This is a genomic window from Ruegeria sp. YTSC199 (genome assembly GCF_059609725.1).
In genome coordinates, this window is record NZ_JBXWMF010000007.1 from 94725 (window position 1) to 111549 (window position 16825).

General features: G+C 57.0%; 19 protein-coding genes. 14 read left to right on the top strand and 5 right to left on the bottom strand.

The genetic code is table 11. The annotated features are described in order from the left end of the window. The first annotated feature begins 70 nt into the window (after positions 1–70). The 8 genes from AC2FEE_RS08865 (at position 71) to AC2FEE_RS08900 (ending at position 8571) form a co-directional block, all read left to right on the top strand. The gene (locus AC2FEE_RS08865; RefSeq protein WP_496864532.1) at positions 71–1099 is read left to right on the top strand and encodes an alcohol dehydrogenase catalytic domain-containing protein; all 1029 of its coding nucleotides are present in this window, start codon (positions 71–73) and stop codon (positions 1097–1099) included. A gap of 75 nt (positions 1100–1174) precedes the next feature. Then, positions 1175–2050 (top strand): branched-chain amino acid ABC transporter permease, encoded by an 876-nt coding sequence (locus AC2FEE_RS08870; protein ID WP_496864534.1) that lies wholly within the window; start codon positions 1175–1177, stop codon positions 2048–2050. A 4-nt stretch (positions 2051–2054) separates the two neighbouring features. Next, the gene (locus tag AC2FEE_RS08875; RefSeq protein ID WP_496864536.1) at positions 2055–3152 is read left to right on the top strand and encodes a branched-chain amino acid ABC transporter permease; all 1098 of its coding nucleotides are present in this window, start codon (positions 2055–2057) and stop codon (positions 3150–3152) included. Then, a complete protein-coding gene (locus AC2FEE_RS08880; RefSeq protein WP_496864537.1) occupies positions 3149–3913 on the top strand; it encodes an ABC transporter ATP-binding protein in 765 nt (254 codons plus the stop codon). The genes AC2FEE_RS08875 and AC2FEE_RS08880 overlap by 4 nt, the downstream gene beginning before the upstream one ends. Next, a complete protein-coding gene (locus AC2FEE_RS08885; protein WP_496864538.1) occupies positions 3910–4683 on the top strand; it encodes an ABC transporter ATP-binding protein in 774 nt (257 codons plus the stop codon). Before AC2FEE_RS08880 ends, AC2FEE_RS08885 begins: the two co-directional genes overlap by 4 nt. A gap of 4 nt (positions 4684–4687) precedes the next feature. Then, on the top strand, positions 4688–6574 hold the full coding sequence (locus tag AC2FEE_RS08890; RefSeq protein ID WP_496864539.1) for an AMP-dependent synthetase/ligase: 1887 nt from the start codon (positions 4688–4690) through the stop codon (positions 6572–6574). A gap of 24 nt (positions 6575–6598) precedes the next feature. Further along, complete coding sequence (locus AC2FEE_RS08895) at positions 6599–7759, top strand: ABC transporter substrate-binding protein (RefSeq protein WP_496864541.1); 1161 nt, start codon at positions 6599–6601, stop codon at positions 7757–7759. A gap of 131 nt (positions 7760–7890) precedes the next feature. Next, entirely contained in the window at positions 7891–8571 is a 681-nt protein-coding gene (locus AC2FEE_RS08900; protein WP_496864543.1) for a YrbL family protein, read from the top strand. Positions 8572–8661: 90 nt separating this feature from the next. Here the strand turns inward: AC2FEE_RS08900 and rpsI are convergent, their stop codons facing one another. After that, a complete protein-coding gene (rpsI, locus tag AC2FEE_RS08905; RefSeq protein WP_058271904.1) occupies positions 8662–9147 on the bottom strand; it encodes a 30S ribosomal protein S9 in 486 nt (161 codons plus the stop codon). 5 nt (positions 9148–9152) lie between these two features. Beyond that, the gene (gene rplM, locus AC2FEE_RS08910) at positions 9153–9611 is read right to left on the bottom strand and encodes a 50S ribosomal protein L13 (RefSeq protein ID WP_496864545.1); all 459 of its coding nucleotides are present in this window, start codon (positions 9609–9611) and stop codon (positions 9153–9155) included. A gap of 237 nt (positions 9612–9848) precedes the next feature. Here rplM and AC2FEE_RS08915 point away from each other — a divergent pair, with 237 nt between their 5' ends. Continuing rightward, entirely contained in the window at positions 9849–10211 is a 363-nt protein-coding gene (locus tag AC2FEE_RS08915; protein ID WP_496864546.1) for a nuclear transport factor 2 family protein, read from the top strand. Between the two features lie 4 nt (positions 10212–10215). Here the strand turns inward: AC2FEE_RS08915 and AC2FEE_RS08920 are convergent, their stop codons facing one another. Next, the gene (locus AC2FEE_RS08920) at positions 10216–11619 is read right to left on the bottom strand and encodes an aminotransferase-like domain-containing protein (RefSeq protein ID WP_496864548.1); all 1404 of its coding nucleotides are present in this window, start codon (positions 11617–11619) and stop codon (positions 10216–10218) included. A gap of 99 nt (positions 11620–11718) precedes the next feature. Between AC2FEE_RS08920 and AC2FEE_RS08925 the strand changes: the two genes are divergently transcribed. Then, positions 11719–11946 carry a DUF1127 domain-containing protein gene (locus tag AC2FEE_RS08925; RefSeq protein ID WP_170330054.1) on the top strand — a complete coding sequence of 76 codons (228 nt, stop codon included), beginning with the start codon at positions 11719–11721 and terminating at the stop codon, positions 11944–11946. A gap of 57 nt (positions 11947–12003) precedes the next feature. On the opposite strand, the gene AC2FEE_RS08930 is transcribed toward AC2FEE_RS08925, so the two are convergent. Next, a complete protein-coding gene (locus tag AC2FEE_RS08930) occupies positions 12004–12447 on the bottom strand; it encodes a PaaI family thioesterase (protein ID WP_496864549.1) in 444 nt (147 codons plus the stop codon). Positions 12448–12504: 57 nt separating this feature from the next. Here AC2FEE_RS08930 and AC2FEE_RS08935 point away from each other — a divergent pair, with 57 nt between their 5' ends. The 4 genes from AC2FEE_RS08935 to gluQRS all read left to right on the top strand — a co-directional run bounded on the left by AC2FEE_RS08935 (position 12505) and on the right by gluQRS (position 16424). Continuing rightward, complete coding sequence (locus tag AC2FEE_RS08935) at positions 12505–13290, top strand: enoyl-CoA hydratase (RefSeq protein ID WP_496864550.1); 786 nt, start codon at positions 12505–12507, stop codon at positions 13288–13290. Between the two features lie 251 nt (positions 13291–13541). After that, a complete protein-coding gene (gene trmFO / locus AC2FEE_RS08940; RefSeq protein WP_496864551.1) occupies positions 13542–14882 on the top strand; it encodes a methylenetetrahydrofolate--tRNA-(uracil(54)-C(5))-methyltransferase (FADH(2)-oxidizing) TrmFO in 1341 nt (446 codons plus the stop codon). Positions 14883–14919: 37 nt separating this feature from the next. Next, positions 14920–15534, top strand: coding sequence for a class I SAM-dependent DNA methyltransferase (locus AC2FEE_RS08945; protein ID WP_496864552.1), 615 nt, complete (start codon positions 14920–14922; stop codon positions 15532–15534). Further along, on the top strand, positions 15531–16424 hold the full coding sequence (gene gluQRS, locus AC2FEE_RS08950) for a tRNA glutamyl-Q(34) synthetase GluQRS (RefSeq protein WP_496864553.1): 894 nt from the start codon (positions 15531–15533) through the stop codon (positions 16422–16424). The genes AC2FEE_RS08945 and gluQRS overlap by 4 nt, the downstream gene beginning before the upstream one ends. Before the next feature lie 5 nt (positions 16425–16429). On the opposite strand, the gene hisI is transcribed toward gluQRS, so the two are convergent. Next, a complete protein-coding gene (gene hisI, locus AC2FEE_RS08955; protein ID WP_496864554.1) occupies positions 16430–16819 on the bottom strand; it encodes a phosphoribosyl-AMP cyclohydrolase in 390 nt (129 codons plus the stop codon). Between the last annotated feature and the right edge of the window lie 6 nt (positions 16820–16825).

Here is a 16825-nt window from a genome sequence, read left to right on the forward strand (position 1 = left end):
GCGGTTATGAGTAGCCGCCAGTGACCGGGTTTCATCAACGATACGTTCAGTTCAGAAACAAGGAACGACCATGACCACCCTGCCCTCGACTATGTTTGCCACTGTTCTTTTACACGACGGCTATTCCGGCGAATCCACCGGCCCTTATATCCGTGATGCTGCTGACTGGTTGGCCGAGGCCGAGCTGCCCGTTCCCGAACCCGGCCCCGGACAGGTTCTGGTCAAGCTGCGCGCGGCATCGGTGAATCCGTCTGATATCCACTTTATCAAAGGTGAATACGGGCAGCCTCGCTTCAAGGGGGCCGCCGCCGGGTTTGAGGGCTGCGGTGACGTGGTTGCAACCGGAAAAGGCGCCGAAGCGTTGCAGGGTCAGCGCGTTGCATTTATCACTGCCAGTTCCGGCGCTTGGGCGGAATACGTTCTGGCTCCGGCAATGATGTGCATCCCTTTGCGCCCCGAGATTTCCGACGAAGACGGTGCGGCGCAGATCGTGAATCCTCTGACCGCCATGGCGATGGTTGATATCGCACGGGGCGCCGGGGATGCATTTGTAATCTCGGCAGCCACCAGCCAGTTGGGCAAGCTGATGTGCGGCCTCGGGCGCGATCTCGGGCTGAAACCTATCGCGCTGGTCCGGCGCGGGGAAACTGTCGACATATTGAAAGATCACGGAGCGGCTGAGGTTCTGGTGACCACCGATCCGGACGTTGCTCAGAACTTTGCCAAAGTCAGCCAGGCACTGAAACCCCGCGTGTTCCTGGATGCCGTGGCCGACCAATTGTCCGAGCAGGTGTTCTGCGCCATGCCCAACCAGGCGCGCTGGATCTGCTACGGCAAGCTCAGCGCCGAACTGCCGCAACTGACACAGATGGGCCAGCTGATCTTTATGGGCAAGCAAATCGAAGGGTTCTGGCTTACCAATTGGGTCACCTCAACCCCACCGCAAGATCAGGCGCGTGTCGTAGCCGAGGTGCAGGCCCGGTTTGCTGATGGCCGCTGGAAAACCGATATTTCCGAACGACTTGCGTTGAAGGATTTAATCCCAAATCTGTCCGAAGCCCTGAAAAAGAGTGACGGGAAGGTGATTATCACGCCATAGTAGAACAAAGCCCCGGGTGACGGAGGACCCCCGGGGCGTTCAATATGCCGGGCGCACCGGCGTGGGAGGGTGAAATTGGACAACGCGCAGCTGCTGATCAGCGGGCTGGCAAATGGCTGTGTCTATGGCCTGATCGCGCTTGGTTTCGTGTTGATTTACAAAGCGACCGAGGCGGTGAACTTCGCGCAGGGCGATTTCATGATGCTGGGCGCCTTTGTCACCATCGGGCTTACCAATACCGAATATATGGGACTGCCCTTCTGGCTGGCCCTTCCGATCTCGCTGGGGATCATGGGGGCTCTCGGGTATCTTTTAGACCGCCTGATCATCCGCCGCCTGTTTGGGGAAAGCCAGACCGCAGTGGTGATCCTGACAATCGCTTTGGGCTTTGTGATCCGGTTCGCCGCGGGTCTGATCTGGGGACATGAACCGCAAACTTTGCAGAACCCTCTGGCTGGAAAGGAATTCCGTTTCGGAGGCATTGTTCTGGGAATGGAGGATGTGGCTGTCATCATTGTCACCGTAATGCTGACTTGGGGGATGTATGTGTTCTTCAACCGAACCAAGCTGGGGCTGGCAATGCAGGGTGCGTCGCAGAACCAGTTAGCGGCCTACTACATGGGCATTCCTGTCAAACGTGTTCAGGGGTTCATCTGGGCCCTGGCCGGAGTGGTGGCCGGTATTGCGGGCGTGTTGTTCGCCGCCAAGGGCGCGGTCGACCCGACAACTGGCCTTTTGGGGATCAAAGCCTTCGCTGCAGCTGTAATTGGTGGGTTAGGCAGCCTTCCGGGCGCGCTGGCCGGAGGGTTGATCGTCGGCGTCATCGAACCCTTTGCCAGCCGCTATATCGCTGCGGGCTACAGTCAGATCGCGCCATACGCGCTGCTGCTGGCAGTGCTGATCTTCCGCCCCAATGGGCTGTTCAGTCAGGTTCGGGTCAAGAAGGTCTAGGCCCATGCGGATCGTGTTCAAAACCAACTATATACAGGATATCCGCCCCTGGACGGATCGCTATCAGCTCATCCTCTACCTGATCCTGCTGGCACTTGTCGCCCTGGCGCCGAGGTGGCTGGATGATTTCTACCTCGGAGAACTGACGAATGTCCTGATCTGGGCCATCGCCGGGCTGGGTTTGATGGTTCTAACCGGCCATACCGGGCAGGTCAGCCTGGGCCATGCCGCCTTTTTGGCCATTGGGTGTTATGCGAACGTCATCCTGATCGAAGCGGGTGTTCCATTTCTGGTCGCCTTCCCCTTGGCTGGTGTCCTTACGGGGATTGCCGGTGTGACGGTTGCTATCCCTGCCCTGCGACTGCACGGAATCTATCTGGCGATCTTCACCCTGGCGCTGTCGATCCTGATGGATGACGTGATCGTTCTGGCGGAACCGCTCACTGGTGGCGTGGCGGGCAAGTATCTGGGCGGCGTCGAGGTATTCGGCCATCTGGTTGATCGCTGGGCCACACCCGATCAGTTTTTCTGGCTGGTTCTGGGCGTGGCCATTCTGGTCACCCTCGGCTATATCAATCTGCTGCGTGCACCTTTGGGGCGCGCTTTCATCGCGGTGCGCGACTCCGAGATTTCAGCGCAGGCGATGGGCATTGATATCGCGCGCACCAAGATGATCTCGTTCGCCCTGTCCTGCGCCGTCACGGGCTGGGCGGGCGCGCTGATGGGCATGTATGCTGGCGCGTTCAACAACGAAACCTTCAGCGTTCTGATTTCAATCCAATTGCTGATGATGATCGTGATCGGTGGGCTGGGGTCGATCCACGGAGCGTTCCTTGGTGCCATCGTGATCGGATTTCTACCGCAATTCCTGTCGATATCGAAGGAATATGTGGGGGCGCTGTTTGGAGGCAACACGGTCGCAATTCCGGGGCTGGAGTTCGGCATCTTCGGGATGATCCTGATCGCCTTCATCCTGTTCGAACCGATGGGCATGTACGGGCGCTGGCTGAAGATCCGCACCTGGTTCGAGTTGTTCCCCTTCTACCGAAAGGACATGTTCAAGCGACAGAAATCCTATCTCAAGACGGAACGTCTGCGATGAGCCTGTTGGAGTTAGAAAACGTCACCCTGAAGTTCGGGGGGCTAATTGCGGTCAACGATCTGTCCTTCTCAGTTGACCAAGGTCAGGTTTTTGCCATCGTCGGCCCGAACGGCGCGGGCAAATCCACTGTCTTCAACCTGATATCGCGGTTTTATGAGCCATTTTCGGGGACAATCCGTTTTGACGGCCATGACCTGTTGCAGGTCAAACCGTCGGGCGTGGCGGCCTTTGGCGTAGCGCGCACGTTCCAGAATATCGAACTGTTCGAACACGCCACTGTCCTGCAGAACCTCCTGGTCGGACGGCACCGTCATCGCCGCACCAACATGTTGTCTGAGTTGCTGTTCCTGCCCTCCGCCCGACGGCAAGAGGTCGAAAACCGAGAAAAGGTGGAAGAGATTATCGACTTCCTCGACCTCCAGGCGTATCGCGACAAGATGATCTCGGGCCTGCCTTATGGCGTGCGCAAGGTGGTTGAGGTCGCCCGTGCACTGGCCACCGATCCCAAACTGCTGTTGCTGGACGAACCGGCATCGGGGCTGTCCGTCGAAGAAACCACGGACATGCGTTGGTGGATCGACGATATTCGGCGGCAAATGGGCATCACGGTGCTGATGGTCGAGCATGACATGGGGCTGGTGTCGGGCGTATCCGACAGGGTTCTTGCCATGGCCGACGGCGCGATGCTGGCGCTTGGCACGCCCTCACAAGTTCAATCCCATCCTGCGGTGGTTGAAGCGTATCTGGGGAAAGCCTCATGAGCGATCCTGTCCTGACCATCCGCAACGTCGAAAGTTTTTACGGTCCCATCATGGCCATCCGGGGTGTGTCTCTGGACTTGCACCACGGACAGATCGTCTCGATCCTCGGCGCCAATGGTGCGGGGAAGACAACCTTGATGAAAACCGTCTCGGGCGTGATGGACCCCGAAAAGGGCAAGATCACGTTTGATGGCATCGAAATACAGGGGTCGGAGCCGCACAAGGTAGTCGAGATGGGTATCGTCCACGTCCCCGAAGGACGTGAGGTCTTTCCCCTTCTGACCGTAGAAGAAAACCTCAACCTTGGCGCTTATACTCTGGCCGACAAATCCCGGATCGATCACCACCGGGAGCTGGTATTTTCCTACTTCCCGATCCTGAAAGAGCGGCGGAGGCAAGAGGCCGGCACTCTGTCGGGCGGCCAGCAGCAGATGCTGGCTATTGGGCGTGGCCTGATGGCCAACCCGAAAATCATGCTTCTGGACGAACCGTCACTGGGTCTGTCTCCGCTCCTGGTGCAGGAAATCTTCGGCATCTTGAAGCGCCTGAACGACGAGCAGAACATGACTATGATGCTGGTCGAGCAGAACGCAAAGGCCGCGCTGGAACTGGCCCAGCACGGATATGTGATGGAGGTTGGCCGCATCGTCATGGACGGCGCGGCGGATGTGTTGCTGCAGTCCGAGGATATCCAGAATTTCTATCTGGGCGTTCAGGAGGACGGTGCGCGGGAAACCCGACGTTGGAAACGCAGAAAGACATGGAGGTGAGCGGTTGAACATCAGCACCCTGCCCCCTCAGACCAGTATCAACGGCGTCTGGTTCAACGCCACCGCCGGTCAGCGTCCGGTGCATGTAGATGAATGCACCACCATCACCCAGCTGTTCAAGAAACGCTGCGCCGCACTGGCTGACCGTACCGCGCATCGTGAAAAGGATCTTGGGATCTGGAAATCCTATTCATGGGACGACTATTGGCAACACGCCAAATGGATCGGGCTGGCCCTGCGCAAACTGGGTCTGCAACGGGGCGAGGTCGTCTCGATCCTGTCCGAAGACCGCAAGGAATGGGCCTGGTTCGATATGGGCATTCAGGCCGTCGGCGGTATCGCGTCGGGCGTTTACACAACAGACTCGGCCAACCAGTTGAAATATTTGATCAATGATAGCGGCAGCCGGTTCCTGATCGTCGAAGACGAAGAGCAGTTGGACAAGTATCTTGAGGTCGAAACCGAGGTACCTGGCTTGCAGTACGTCATCATTCTCGAGGATGAGGGCCTGCACGACCTGACTCATCCCCGCTGTATGATCATCAACGACCTGTACAAGCTGGGTCAACAGGCCGAGTCCGAAGATCCTACGCGGTTCGAGGCCGAATTGGCGCTGGCGTCCCCTCAGGATACGGCCCTGCTGATTTATACCTCAGGCACCACCGGCGAACCCAAAGGCGCCATGCTGAGCCACGAGAACATTCTGGCCGCCATCGAAAGCGGTGCCCGCGCCCTGCCCGCCTTTGAAACCGACGAACAGCTGTGTTTCCTGCCGCTTTGCCATATCCTGGAACGTGCGGTCTCGATCTATTTCCCTCTGGCCGCGAAATGCGTTGTGAATTTCGCCGAAAGCCCCGAGACCGTTTTTACTAACCTGCAAGAGGTTTCCCCCACCACCTTCGTTGCCGTGCCACGCGTGTGGGAGAAGATCTATTCCCACGTCCAGATCATGGCGCAGGACGCGACCCCAACGGGCCGCGCCGCTTATCAGTTGGCGCTGAAGGCTGGGGTTGCGCGGACTCATTATCTGTGCGCTGGCCAGCCCGTTCCAGCAGGTGTTTCGGCACGGTTCTGGTTGTGGGATCGTCTGGTGCTGCGAAACCTGCGACGAATGCTGGGGCTGGATAAAATACGCCGGGGCGGCACCGGGGCGGCTCCGATCTCACCCGAATTGCTGAGATGGTACTGGGCCATCGGCGTACCGCTGATCGAAGGGTTCGGGATGACCGAAACCTCGGGGCTGGCAACGATAAACAGCGTTGAGAGCAACAAGATCGGCACCGTTGGTCCGGCGATCGCCAGCAATGACATTCGCATCTCGGACGAAGGTGAAATCCAGTTGAAGGGTCTGAACATCTTTCAGGGGTATTGGCGCAACAATGCCAAAACGGCCGAGACCTTCACCGCCGATGGTTGGCTGCGGACCGGCGATCTGGGGCGTATCGACGATGAGGGCTATGTCACCATCACGGGGCGGCTGAAGGACATCATCATCACCGCCGGGGGCAAGAATATTACCCCGGCCGAGATTGAAAGCCGGTTGAAGTTCAGTCCCTATATCTCGGACGCGGTGATCATTGGGGATGCCCGGAAATACCTGACCGCCCTGATCATGATCGATCGGGAAAACGTCGAGAAATACGCGCAGGATCAGAAAATCCCGTTCTCGAACTTCGCCTCGCTTTGCGCGGCACCCGAGGTCAGAGATCAGATCGGAGTCGAAGTCGCGGTGGTCAACAAGGAGTTCGCGCGCGTTGAGCAGATCAAAGATTTCCGCCTAATCGACGTGTTGTTGACCGCTGATGATGACGAACTGACCGCGACGATGAAGCTGAAACGCAGCTTCGTGGAACAGAAGCACGCGCATCTTATTGAAGACATGTATAAATAATGGAATTCACAGGGAGGAGTAATCATGACCAATGGGATTAAAGGTTTTGCAACCGCGGCCGCTCTGGCGGTGTCAGCAACAGTGGCCAATGCCCAGACGCAGGGCGTCACGGATGATGAGATCGTTATCGGTTCGGTCAATGACCTGAGCGGTATTTTTGCCGCCGTTGGCGTTCCGGCAACCAAGGGCGCGAATGTGGTGTTTGATCGGGTCAACGCGGCCGGTGGCGTACACGGCCGCACCATCCGCTATGTGGTCGAGGACAACGGTTATCAGATGCCACGCGCGATGCAGGGCTATAACAAGCTGCTGAACCGCGACAAGGTGTTCGCCATGCTGCAATCATTAGGAACCCCGATGAACCTTGCCGGGTTCAAGCTGCTCGATCCCAAGGGCATTCCGAACGTCGCCCCCCTGACGGCTTCAAGCCAGATGCTGCAGGAACCGATGAAAAACAAGTTCATCTCGTTTTCCACCTATTTCGACCAAAGCCGTATTGGCGTGAAATACCTGGCCGATCAGTTCGACTCGCAAAACGTCTGCACCATGTACCTACCGACGGACTTCGGCGAAGAAATCCTGGAAGGCAGCAAGGCCGGTGCCGAAGAGGCCGGCATCGCCTTTGTGGCAGAGACGACGCACAAACCGGATGAGACCGACTTTGTCGGCTCGCTGAGCAAGCTCAAGGAAGAAGGCTGCGAAATAGTCACGATAGCGCTGGGTGTGCGTCAGGCGATCACAGTTGTGGGCACAGCCAAAAAGATGGGCCTGACAGACATGAAGTTTCTTGGCACAGCTGCAAGTTTCCTGACTGTTGTGGCGCAGGTTCCGGGTGGTGTGACGGACGGGTTCTACGCGGCCGCCTCCTGGCAGGATCTGTGGGCGCGTGCCGATGATCCCGCCCCGGCCGCGTTTATTGAGGAATACAAAGCCGCAACCGGCGAAGACCCCGTCGGGTTTTCTATGTTGGGCTACTCCTCTGCTGAAATGATGGTCATGGCGCTGGAGGCCGCAGGCCCCGATCTGACTCATGAAAGCTTTATCGCGGCCATGGAAAGCCTGGACTATGACGACGAGTTGGTTGGAAACCGCCTCACCTATGGTCCGGATGATCACCAGGGCGCCGACATTGTCTTTGTCAACGTGGTGGAAGACGGGGCCTGGAAGTTGGTTTACGAGGAATAAGCCTTAACACTCACAGTCTTTTCCAGAAAACTGCGCCCGCCGATCCCCGGCGGGACCGCCAGTACGTTCAAGGCGCCCGTCCGAACGTCGGCTCAGTTTACGCTGTTACAAAACTGTTATAACTAGGCAGCATGACAACCGCTCGAATAGAAAACATGTTGAAGCTGACCAATTGCGACGTCATTGCGCAAGGGAACCGGCAGTTTGTTTACCAACATCCTGACGCGCCGGATACGCTTCTCAAGATACCTCAGCCTGACACAATGGATGGTCGGGCCAATCTTGTAACAGACACGTGGTTTGATCGAACATTTCGTCGATCCACGGTTTTCAAAGGGTTCCTGCGCGAGTTTCACGAGTCCTTCGACCTGATGGTTCGCTACCAGAACCGAGATGATCCTATTCCGGTTTGCGAGGTTCGTGGCGTCGTTCAAACGGATATGGGCCTTGCGCTTATGTATGAACGGATATCCGAGCCGGATGGGCAGTTGTCACCCAGCCTGAAAGAATTGGCAAATAGTGGGCGCCTTACACGTGAACATCTGACCGCACTGCACAAACACTTTGACCAGTTGATCGAGCAACAAGTTCTGATCAGCAACAAGAACACCGGTAACATTGTGTATCAGACGTTTCCTGACGGATCGGCACGATGGGTTTGGATAGACAGTTTCGGCTGCAAGCAGGTCATTCCTGTGCGCCGCTGGTTTGGGTTCTTGAACAAACGCAAGATCAATCAGATCAGGGAAAGGTTCATCAGTGTTGCCGAGACGGCTTTGAACAAAAAGTCGGCTGAGAAGACCGAGGCATAGAAGCTATATTATTATAGGTCGTCGTTTGACCCGACAAAGCAAAACGGCCGCAATTTCTTGCGACCGTTTGAAATTTGTATTCCGTAGCGATTAACGCTTCGAGAACTGGAACGAACGACGCGCTTTGCGCTTACCGTATTTCTTACGTTCCACAACGCGGCTGTCGCGGGTTAGGAAGCCTGCGGCTTTCAACGCGCCACGCAGCGACGGATCGTACAGTTGCAGCGCTTTCGAGATGCCGTGCTTGACCGCACCGGCCTGACCGGTCAGGCCACCGCCTTTGACGGTTGCGACAACGTCGAACTCACCTTCAACACCGGCAACCTGGAACGGTTGGCGCAGGATCAACTGCAGAACGGGACGAGCGAAGTACTTGTCCTGATCTTTGCCGTTCACGGTAACCTTGCCGGAACCCGGCTTGATCCAAACGCGTGCAACAGCGTCTTTACGCTTGCCGGTGGCGTAGGAGCGGCCCAGCTCGTCACGTACGGGTTCACGCACGATGACTTCTTCGGCCACAACCTCAACGCCTGCAACGGCGCTCAGCTCTTCGAGAGTATTGATCTGATCAGCCATGGTCATTAGCTCCGGGTGTTTTTCTTGTTCATGGACTTAACGTCCAGAACTTCGGGCGCTTGCGCCTCATGAGGATGCTCGGCACCGGCGTAAACGCGCAGGTTGGTCATAACCTGACGCGAAAGGCGGTTACCCGGCAGCATGCGCTTGACCGCCTGGGTCACGACGCGCTCGGGGTGTGCACCCTCGAGGATCTGCTGCTTGGTGCGCGACTTGATGCCGCCCGGGTGGCCAGTGTGCCAGTAGAAGTTCTCGTCGCGCTTCTTGCCGGTCATCTGGATTTTGTCAGCGTTGATCACGATGACATTGTCGCCCATGTCCATGTTCGGGGTGAACGACGCTTTGTGCTTGCCACGCAGACGCATGGCGACGATCGAAGCAAGACGACCCAGAACAACGCCCTCGGCGTCAATCAGGATCCATTTCTTGTCGATGTCTGCAGGTGTTGCAGAAAAGGTTTTCATGGCAGGATAGTCCTGTTTGATGTGAAAGACCGCCCAAAGACAGAGCGGCCCGAATTCGATGGAGCGTATTTAGAGGGGAGTGTTGCGCAGGTCAACAACACTAATGGCTTTTAAATTACGTAATTTCAAATACTTAAAAAATAGGTATTATTTTACCCCAAGTTTTTGGGCCTATACCCCTGCCCCGCCTTGCCCGCTATAGTGATAGAGCAAGCGGACCATGGGAGCGCGGACACTATGGAGTGGCAACAAACCATCGCTGATTACGGTGCATCCTGGCAAGAGACAGACCCGGATAAGCGCCTCTTGCTTTTGACGAAGTGCTTTGCTGAAAATGGTCGCTATGTCGACCCGACCGCAAATGTGAATGGCCGCGCGAACCTGTGCGATCATATAGGTGAGGTTCTTCAAAGCTCAGGCGGACGCGTTGAATTGACGAGCAAACCCTCCAATCACCACGACGTTGTCCACTTCACGTGGCACATGATCGCTCCGGACGGTAGAATCTTTGTGTCAGGCCACGACTTTATTCGGTTGGATGTCGACGGTAAAATCGCTTACTTGGCGGGTTTCTTTGGCGACCCGGCCCCATTGGATTGAAGGATCAGACACTGATCTGTTCAGGCGGATTGTCCAGCAGTCGCCGCAACCGCTGCATCGCGTCCTCAAACCGTTCCAGTGACACGTGTCCATTCATCGCGATGCGAACGGCATTCGGGGCCCGCCCGTCTCGCAGGGCAAATTCATCAGCGGACCTGAGTTGTATCCCTTCCCGCTCTGCCGCGCGTGTAAACGAAGCGGCGCGCCAACCGGACGGCAGGTTGAGCCAGACAAAAGGCACGTCCGGTGCCCAGTTGAGGTCAAACCCACCCAGCGCATTCACCGCCACCCGGACATAGTCGCCCATCCGAACGCGAACATCCCTGGCGATCTGAAGAGTCCGGGGATCGGACAGCAGCAACCGGGTGAGTTCTGCCAGCGGCTGCGCCAGCCCGAAGTAACCGTATTCAGCCGAACGCCGCAGATCGACGCTCCTCTCTCGGGGTGCAATGGCAAACCCGACGCGCAGCGACGGTGTCAGGATTTTCGATATCGAGGACACATGCCACCCCCGTTCAGGGGCCAGAGCCCGATAGCTGGGCTCACGCGCGTCACCCATGCGATAGCAGTCATCCTCGATGATCTGCAGGTCAAAACGCCGGGCGACCTCGACAACCTCCTTCCGGCGTTCAAGCGGCGTGTGTGAACCCGTCGGGTTCTGCACTTCTGGCGAAACACAGACCGCCTGCGCCGCGGTTTGGCGCAACAGATTCTCCATTGCCCTGGGGTCGATTCCCCATTTATCCATCTTCACACCAATCACATCGGCGCGCATCAGTTCCCCGGCGCGGCGGAAACCGGCGTAAGACAGGTCTTCGACCAGAACCACGGGCTTGGGCCCACGCAGAATGGTTTGAAACACCAAGCAAAGACCATTTTGCCCACCATGTGTCAGTACAATGTCGTCATGGGTCAGCGCGCCCAACGGCAGATCCGACAGCCACTCGACGACTGCCTGCCGCATGGGCTGATATGCATCACGGGTCGGATAGTTCAGAAACAAGCCCGGATCGGCTTGTGACACCTTCTGCAAACACTCCCGGATCAGAGACACCTGCCCCATATCCGCCAACCGCGGGCTGAAAAGGCTGACATTGGCGTTGTATTTGTCATCCCGCAGATGCAGTTGTCGGGCCCACACGTCATCCAGAATTGGGGATTTCGGTGGGGCCACAAATGTACCACGCCCGACCTCAGCTTGTAACAATCCCTCATCGGTCAGAATCGTGTAGGCCCGTGCGACAGTGCCCGGCGTAATTTGTAATCGATACGCCAGTTCTCGCACCGGAGGCAGCTTCGTGCCGACCTCGAGCAGCTTGTTATCAATGGCTTTTCGGATTGTGTCAGCGACCAGAGTGTACTTCGGCCCCTTGGATTTTGGCAGCGCCTCTGGCCAAATTGTATCCATTACAATTCTTCCTTTGATTTTGACACAATCCTGAATGTATCAACTATATATACCGAACAATATCGCTTTGTGTCAATACAATTTGAAAGGATATCCACAATGACACGCGCAATGCACAACCCCGCCCTCATGCTGCTGAACGACAGTCCCCGGCTGCCGCTGATCGCCGCGCTGGCCGTGCGGTTTGCGGCGACAGTGACAAAGTGGGAACGTCAACGTCGCAGCCGTGTTAATTTGTCCAATCTGGACGACAGGCTTCTGAAAGATGTCGGCCTGACCAAATATCAGGCCCGCAATGAGTATACCCGCTACTTCTGGCAGGATTGATAATTCCCCAGTCCCTTGACGGGACCTCTTCCTGGCCGGGCTCTGCCCGGCCCTTTTTTACCCAAAAGCCGCAGCCACAGAACCCTCAGGTGGAAGCGAATAGGTCATGGTCGCCCGGGCCACCGGTTTGTCAGACCCTTCCGAGAATATCAGAACATCTCCAACCGCCAGACTGCGGCCCAGTTTCAGCAAGCGGCAATGCGCGATCAAGTCCTTACCGCCTTCGGGTTTGCGCAAAAAATCCAATGAGCTGTTTGTAGTCACCGCCAGTGATTGTCGTCCCTTGCGGGCCAGAACCAAAGCATAGACGCTAACATCGGCCAATCCGAACATGGACGGCCCGGACACGGTTCCGCCGGGGCGAAGATGTCTGTCTTCGACAACCAGACGCATGACAATCGAATCTTCTTCCAATTCTTCGACGACGAAATCCCGATGCACCTGCGGAAAGATTTGCTTAATATACTCCATCAGGTCTTTCCGACCCATTACCAACGCCATGCTTCCCCTCCTCGACTTGCCGACTTAGAGTTGGCCAACATCAGATCGGAGGGCAAGATGGCAATTCTGGAACGTAACGACACCGACGCGGTCGCCACCCTTATAATGAACGCGCCCGAGCGCCTGAATGCCCTGAGCGATGAGATGCTGGCCGCGCTACAGGCCGAGTTTGTCGCCCTGCGGGATGACAATTCGATTCGCGCCGTGATCCTGTCGGGGGAAGGTAAGGCGTTTTGTGCCGGACATGATTTGAAACAGATGACGGCTGGGCGCCAGTCCGAAGATGGCGGCAAGGCCTACTTCCAGGATCTGTTTGCCAGATGCGCACAGATGATGCTGTCAATCCAGTCTCTGCCCCAACCCGTCATCGCGCAAGTCCATGGTATCGCGACTGCTGCGGGGTGCCAGTTGGTCGCCACCTGCGATCTGGCTGTTGCCGCTGAGGGCACTCGATTTGGCGTCAACGGCGTTAACATCGGGCTGTTCTGCTCTACTCCAATGGTTGCGCTCAGCCGGAACATCCCGCGCAAGCGTGCATTCGAGATGCTAACGACCGGCGACTTCATCTCGGCCGAAAAAGCGGTTGAGCTGGGTCTGATCAACCGTGTGGTGCCCGAAATGTTGCTGGAACACGAAACGGCAACCCTTGCCGGTCAGCTTGCGGATAAGCTGGGATCAGCCGTGAAGACCGGCAAGCAGGCTTTCTACAAGCAGTTGGATATGTCGATTGAACAGGCCTATGCCTATACCGGCGAAGTAATGGCACAGAATATGCTGCACCGGGATACCGAAGAAGGGATATCCGCATTTATCGAAAAAAGACCGCCAAATTGGCATCAATAAGGCGATTGTTGCTAACATTTTTAAAGACTGTCCTCATTTTTGCACTTTCCAAAAAGGCGACACTGTGGCAAAGCTGGGTCAGAGCGTATGCTCTGGAGACACTTTTGGGTCGCCGTGGGCGGAAGGTCCCTCCAAGCTGGTTTCTCTCACCAGCGTCGACATTCCCGCAGCGGTGACCCCAAAATCCCCTTAAATCGTAAACGATGCGGCTTGTGTTGCGTTGATCGATCCTGTGCCCTATGTGGCACCGCATGACACAGAAATTGCATATCGTGGGCGGCGGCATGGCCGGGTCCGAGGCCGCGTGGCAGGCGGCGGAGATGGGCGTGGACGTTGTGATCCACGAAATGCGGCCTAAAGTAGGCACCTTTGCGCACCAGACCGGCAACCTGGCCGAGATGGTGTGTTCGAACTCGTTCCGCTCAGACGACGACGAACAGAACGCGGTTGGCCTTCTGCATTGGGAAATGCGCGAAGCCAACGGGCTAATTATGACCACTGCAGACGCACATCGCCTGCCCGCCGGTGGTGCGCTGGCCGTGGACCGCGATCCCTTTGCCGAAGCGGTCACCGCCAAACTGCGCGCCCACCCCCGGGTTGAGGTCACAGGAGAAGAAGTGATTACCCTGCCGGACGATGGACGTTGGATCTTTGCCACTGGCCCGCTGACCTCGGCCGCGCTGGGTGAGGCCATTCGAACCGAGACCGGCGCCGAGTCGCTGGCTTTTTTTGATGCGATCGCCCCCATCGTTTATGCCGACAGTATCGATATGAGCAAAGCGTGGATGCAGTCACGCTATGACAAGGGCGAGACTGAAGAAGAACGCGCCGCCTATTTGAACTGTCCCATGGACCGCGATCAGTATGAGGCGTTCATCGACGCCCTGTTGGCCGCCGACAAAACCGAGTTTCACGAGGGTGAAACCGCTGGGTATTTCGACGGCTGCCTGCCGATCGAAGTGATGTCGGAACGGGGGCGCGAAACCCTGCGCCACGGCCCGATGAAGCCCGTTGGCCTGACCAACCCGCACCAGCCAAACGTGAAACCTCATGCGGTGGTGCAGCTGCGCCGCGATAACGCCCTTGGCACGTTGTTCAACATTGTGGGCTTTCAGACCAAGATGAAATACGGCGCGCAGACCGAGGTGTTCCGCATGATCCCCGGGTTAGAAAACGCCAGCTTCGCGCGTCTGGGCGGTATTCACCGCAACACGTTCATCAACTCGCCCACCTTGCTGGATTCGCAGATGCGTTTGAAATCCAAGCCCAACATCCGTTTCGCCGGACAGATCACCGGAGTCGAGGGCTACGTCGAAAGCGCCGCCATGGGGCTGTTGGCCGGTCGTCTGGCCGCGGCCGAAATGTTGGGCCAGTCCCTGCCCGAAGTGCCGCAGGACAGCGCCATGGGTGCCCTGATCCACCACATCACCGGCGGGGCCGAAGCCAAGACCTTTCAACCCATGAATGTTAATTTCGGCCTATTCCGCCCCGTTGACGGGCTAAAGGGCGGGCGTCGAGGCCGCAAGGATCGTTACAAGGCTTATACTGATCGGGCCAAGGGCGAATGGACAAACTGGCTGAGGCATTGCTGACTGGACGCACCCCTGCCAGAAGTCCTAACATCGGTATATGAGCGACAATAAGATCAAAGAAAGCTATGGTTTAGATACGCCCGAGGCCTCGCGGGCTCACTACCAGAAATGGGCTTCCTCCTATGATGCCGAAGTCGGTGCACACGGCTACGCGACCCCCGGACGCGTGGCCGAGGCACTCTGGTCCAAGATGCCCGAACCTCAAACACCTGTATTGGACTATGGATGTGGCACAGGCCTGTCGGGTGAAGCCCTGCACGCCGCCGGTTTTCAGGTGATTGACGGGATAGACCCAACCCCCAAAATGCTGGAAGGAGCCGAGGCTAAGGGAATTTACCGCAAGCTTTCCTCTTTCGAGATCACGGACCCGAACCCATTGGAGGAAGGTGCCTACAAAGCGATTGCCGCCATTGGCGTTATCAGTGTTGGAACAGCGCCGCCCGAGGTGTTTGATATGCTGATGCACGCCCTTCCCAGAAATGGCCTGATGGCTTTTTCCTTTAACGATCATACGCTTGCGGATAAGTCCTATACCAATCGGCTGAATGACTGGCTGGATATGGGGGCCGCGCGACTTCTGTTCCGGGAATATGGCCCTCACCTGCCTGGCATGGACTTGAAATCAGACGTATATGTTGTTGAAAAAGCGTGATATTTAAAACTCGTTTCGCGCCATCTCCCACTGGCCCCCTGCACTTTGGCCATGCCTACTCGGCAATTCTGGCTCATGATCTTGCAAAGGCTGAGAACGGGCAGTTTCTGCTGAGGGTCGAGGATATCGACCGTTCGCGGTCGCGACTCCATTGGGAAGATCAGATCTATGACGACTTGCAATGGCTGGGCCTTCAATGGCCCGAACCCGTGATGCGGCAATCTGATCGTATGGCCTCGTATAACAATGCGTTGGACAGCCTGTGGGCGCGCGGGTTGCTCTACCCCTGCAGTTGCAATCGCAAAGATATCGTAGCCGCCGCCAGCGCGCCGCAGGAGGGCGCACCTTTGCATGGGCCGGACGGGATCATCTACCCGGGTACGTGTCGAGAAAAATGGAATAATGCCCCAACTGACAGCCCGCGACCCAAGGACGTTCCGCTGCGTCTACACATGGCAGCTGCTGGCAGGTTGCTTCTGAATTCCGGGAAAACAGACGCAATTGTTGGATCATTTCAGGAAACCGGCATGGGGCCGGACGGCGAAACCGGACTGATCGATTTTACGCTGGAGGAACTGACAGAAACCATCGGGGACGTCGTTTTGTCCCGGCGTGATATGGGCACGTCCTACCATCTGTCCGTAGTTTTGGATGACGCCGCGCAGGGCATCACCGATGTCATACGCGGTCAGGATCTTTTTGAGGCGACACGTATTCATGTTGTATTGCAGGCCTTACTTGGCTTGCCAACGCCGCGCTACCTCCATCACCGGTTGATCCGGGACGACGCAGGTAAGCGCCTGGCAAAACGCGACGATGCGCGGGCAATCTCGAAATACCGGGCCGAGGGCGCCTCACCCGCAGATATCCGGGCAATGGTCGGGCTTTGACCGGGTCACTCCATCGGTGACATCAACTCAACTTCGGCCCCTTCACGAACCGCGGTGTAGAAACACGAGCGGCGGTTGGTGTGGCACGCGGCACCGGTTTGACGCACCAGAACCAGCAAGCAATCGCGGTCACAATCAAAGCGGAAATCTACCAGTTCCTGCACATGGCCCGAGGTTTCACCTTTGATCCAGAACGACTGGCGGGACCGCGACCAATAGGTGACACGCCCGGTTTCCAGCGTCTTCTCAACAGCTTGGACGTTCATCCAGGCCATCATCAAAACCTCACCCGAGCTTTCATCCTGAGCGATGGCAGGGATCAGACCGGCCTCGTTATATTTCAGTTTGGTCGGGTCAAATGTGACAGTAGCGGACATGAGAAAAACCTTTTGCATCCCGGT

What these genes read in the sequence shown, in the direction of transcription:
- AC2FEE_RS08895 (WP_496864541.1), top strand. Translation starts at nt 6,599, where the DNA reads ATGACCAATGGGATTAAAGGTTTTGCAACCGCGGCCGCTCTGGCGGTG.
- AC2FEE_RS08915 (WP_496864546.1), top strand. Translation starts at nt 9,849, where the DNA reads ATGGAGTGGCAACAAACCATCGCTGATTACGGTGCATCCTGGCAAGAG.
- AC2FEE_RS08920 (WP_496864548.1), bottom strand. Translation starts at nt 11,619, where the DNA reads ATGGATACAATTTGGCCAGAGGCGCTGCCAAAATCCAAGGGGCCGAAG.
- rpsI (WP_058271904.1), bottom strand. Translation starts at nt 9,147, where the DNA reads ATGGCTGATCAGATCAATACTCTCGAAGAGCTGAGCGCCGTTGCAGGC.
- hisI (WP_496864554.1), bottom strand. Translation starts at nt 16,819, where the DNA reads ATGCAAAAGGTTTTTCTCATGTCCGCTACTGTCACATTTGACCCGACC.
- trmFO (WP_496864551.1), top strand. Translation starts at nt 13,542, where the DNA reads ATGACACAGAAATTGCATATCGTGGGCGGCGGCATGGCCGGGTCCGAG.
- AC2FEE_RS08900 (WP_496864543.1), top strand. Translation starts at nt 7,891, where the DNA reads ATGACAACCGCTCGAATAGAAAACATGTTGAAGCTGACCAATTGCGAC.
- AC2FEE_RS08875 (WP_496864536.1), top strand. Translation starts at nt 2,055, where the DNA reads ATGCGGATCGTGTTCAAAACCAACTATATACAGGATATCCGCCCCTGG.
- AC2FEE_RS08930 (WP_496864549.1), bottom strand. Translation starts at nt 12,447, where the DNA reads ATGGCGTTGGTAATGGGTCGGAAAGACCTGATGGAGTATATTAAGCAA.
- AC2FEE_RS08935 (WP_496864550.1), top strand. Translation starts at nt 12,505, where the DNA reads ATGGCAATTCTGGAACGTAACGACACCGACGCGGTCGCCACCCTTATA.
- AC2FEE_RS08925 (WP_170330054.1), top strand. Translation starts at nt 11,719, where the DNA reads ATGACACGCGCAATGCACAACCCCGCCCTCATGCTGCTGAACGACAGT.
- AC2FEE_RS08865 (WP_496864532.1), top strand. Translation starts at nt 71, where the DNA reads ATGACCACCCTGCCCTCGACTATGTTTGCCACTGTTCTTTTACACGAC.
- AC2FEE_RS08885 (WP_496864538.1), top strand. Translation starts at nt 3,910, where the DNA reads ATGAGCGATCCTGTCCTGACCATCCGCAACGTCGAAAGTTTTTACGGT.
- rplM (WP_496864545.1), bottom strand. Translation starts at nt 9,611, where the DNA reads ATGAAAACCTTTTCTGCAACACCTGCAGACATCGACAAGAAATGGATC.
- AC2FEE_RS08945 (WP_496864552.1), top strand. Translation starts at nt 14,920, where the DNA reads ATGAGCGACAATAAGATCAAAGAAAGCTATGGTTTAGATACGCCCGAG.
- AC2FEE_RS08880 (WP_496864537.1), top strand. Translation starts at nt 3,149, where the DNA reads ATGAGCCTGTTGGAGTTAGAAAACGTCACCCTGAAGTTCGGGGGGCTA.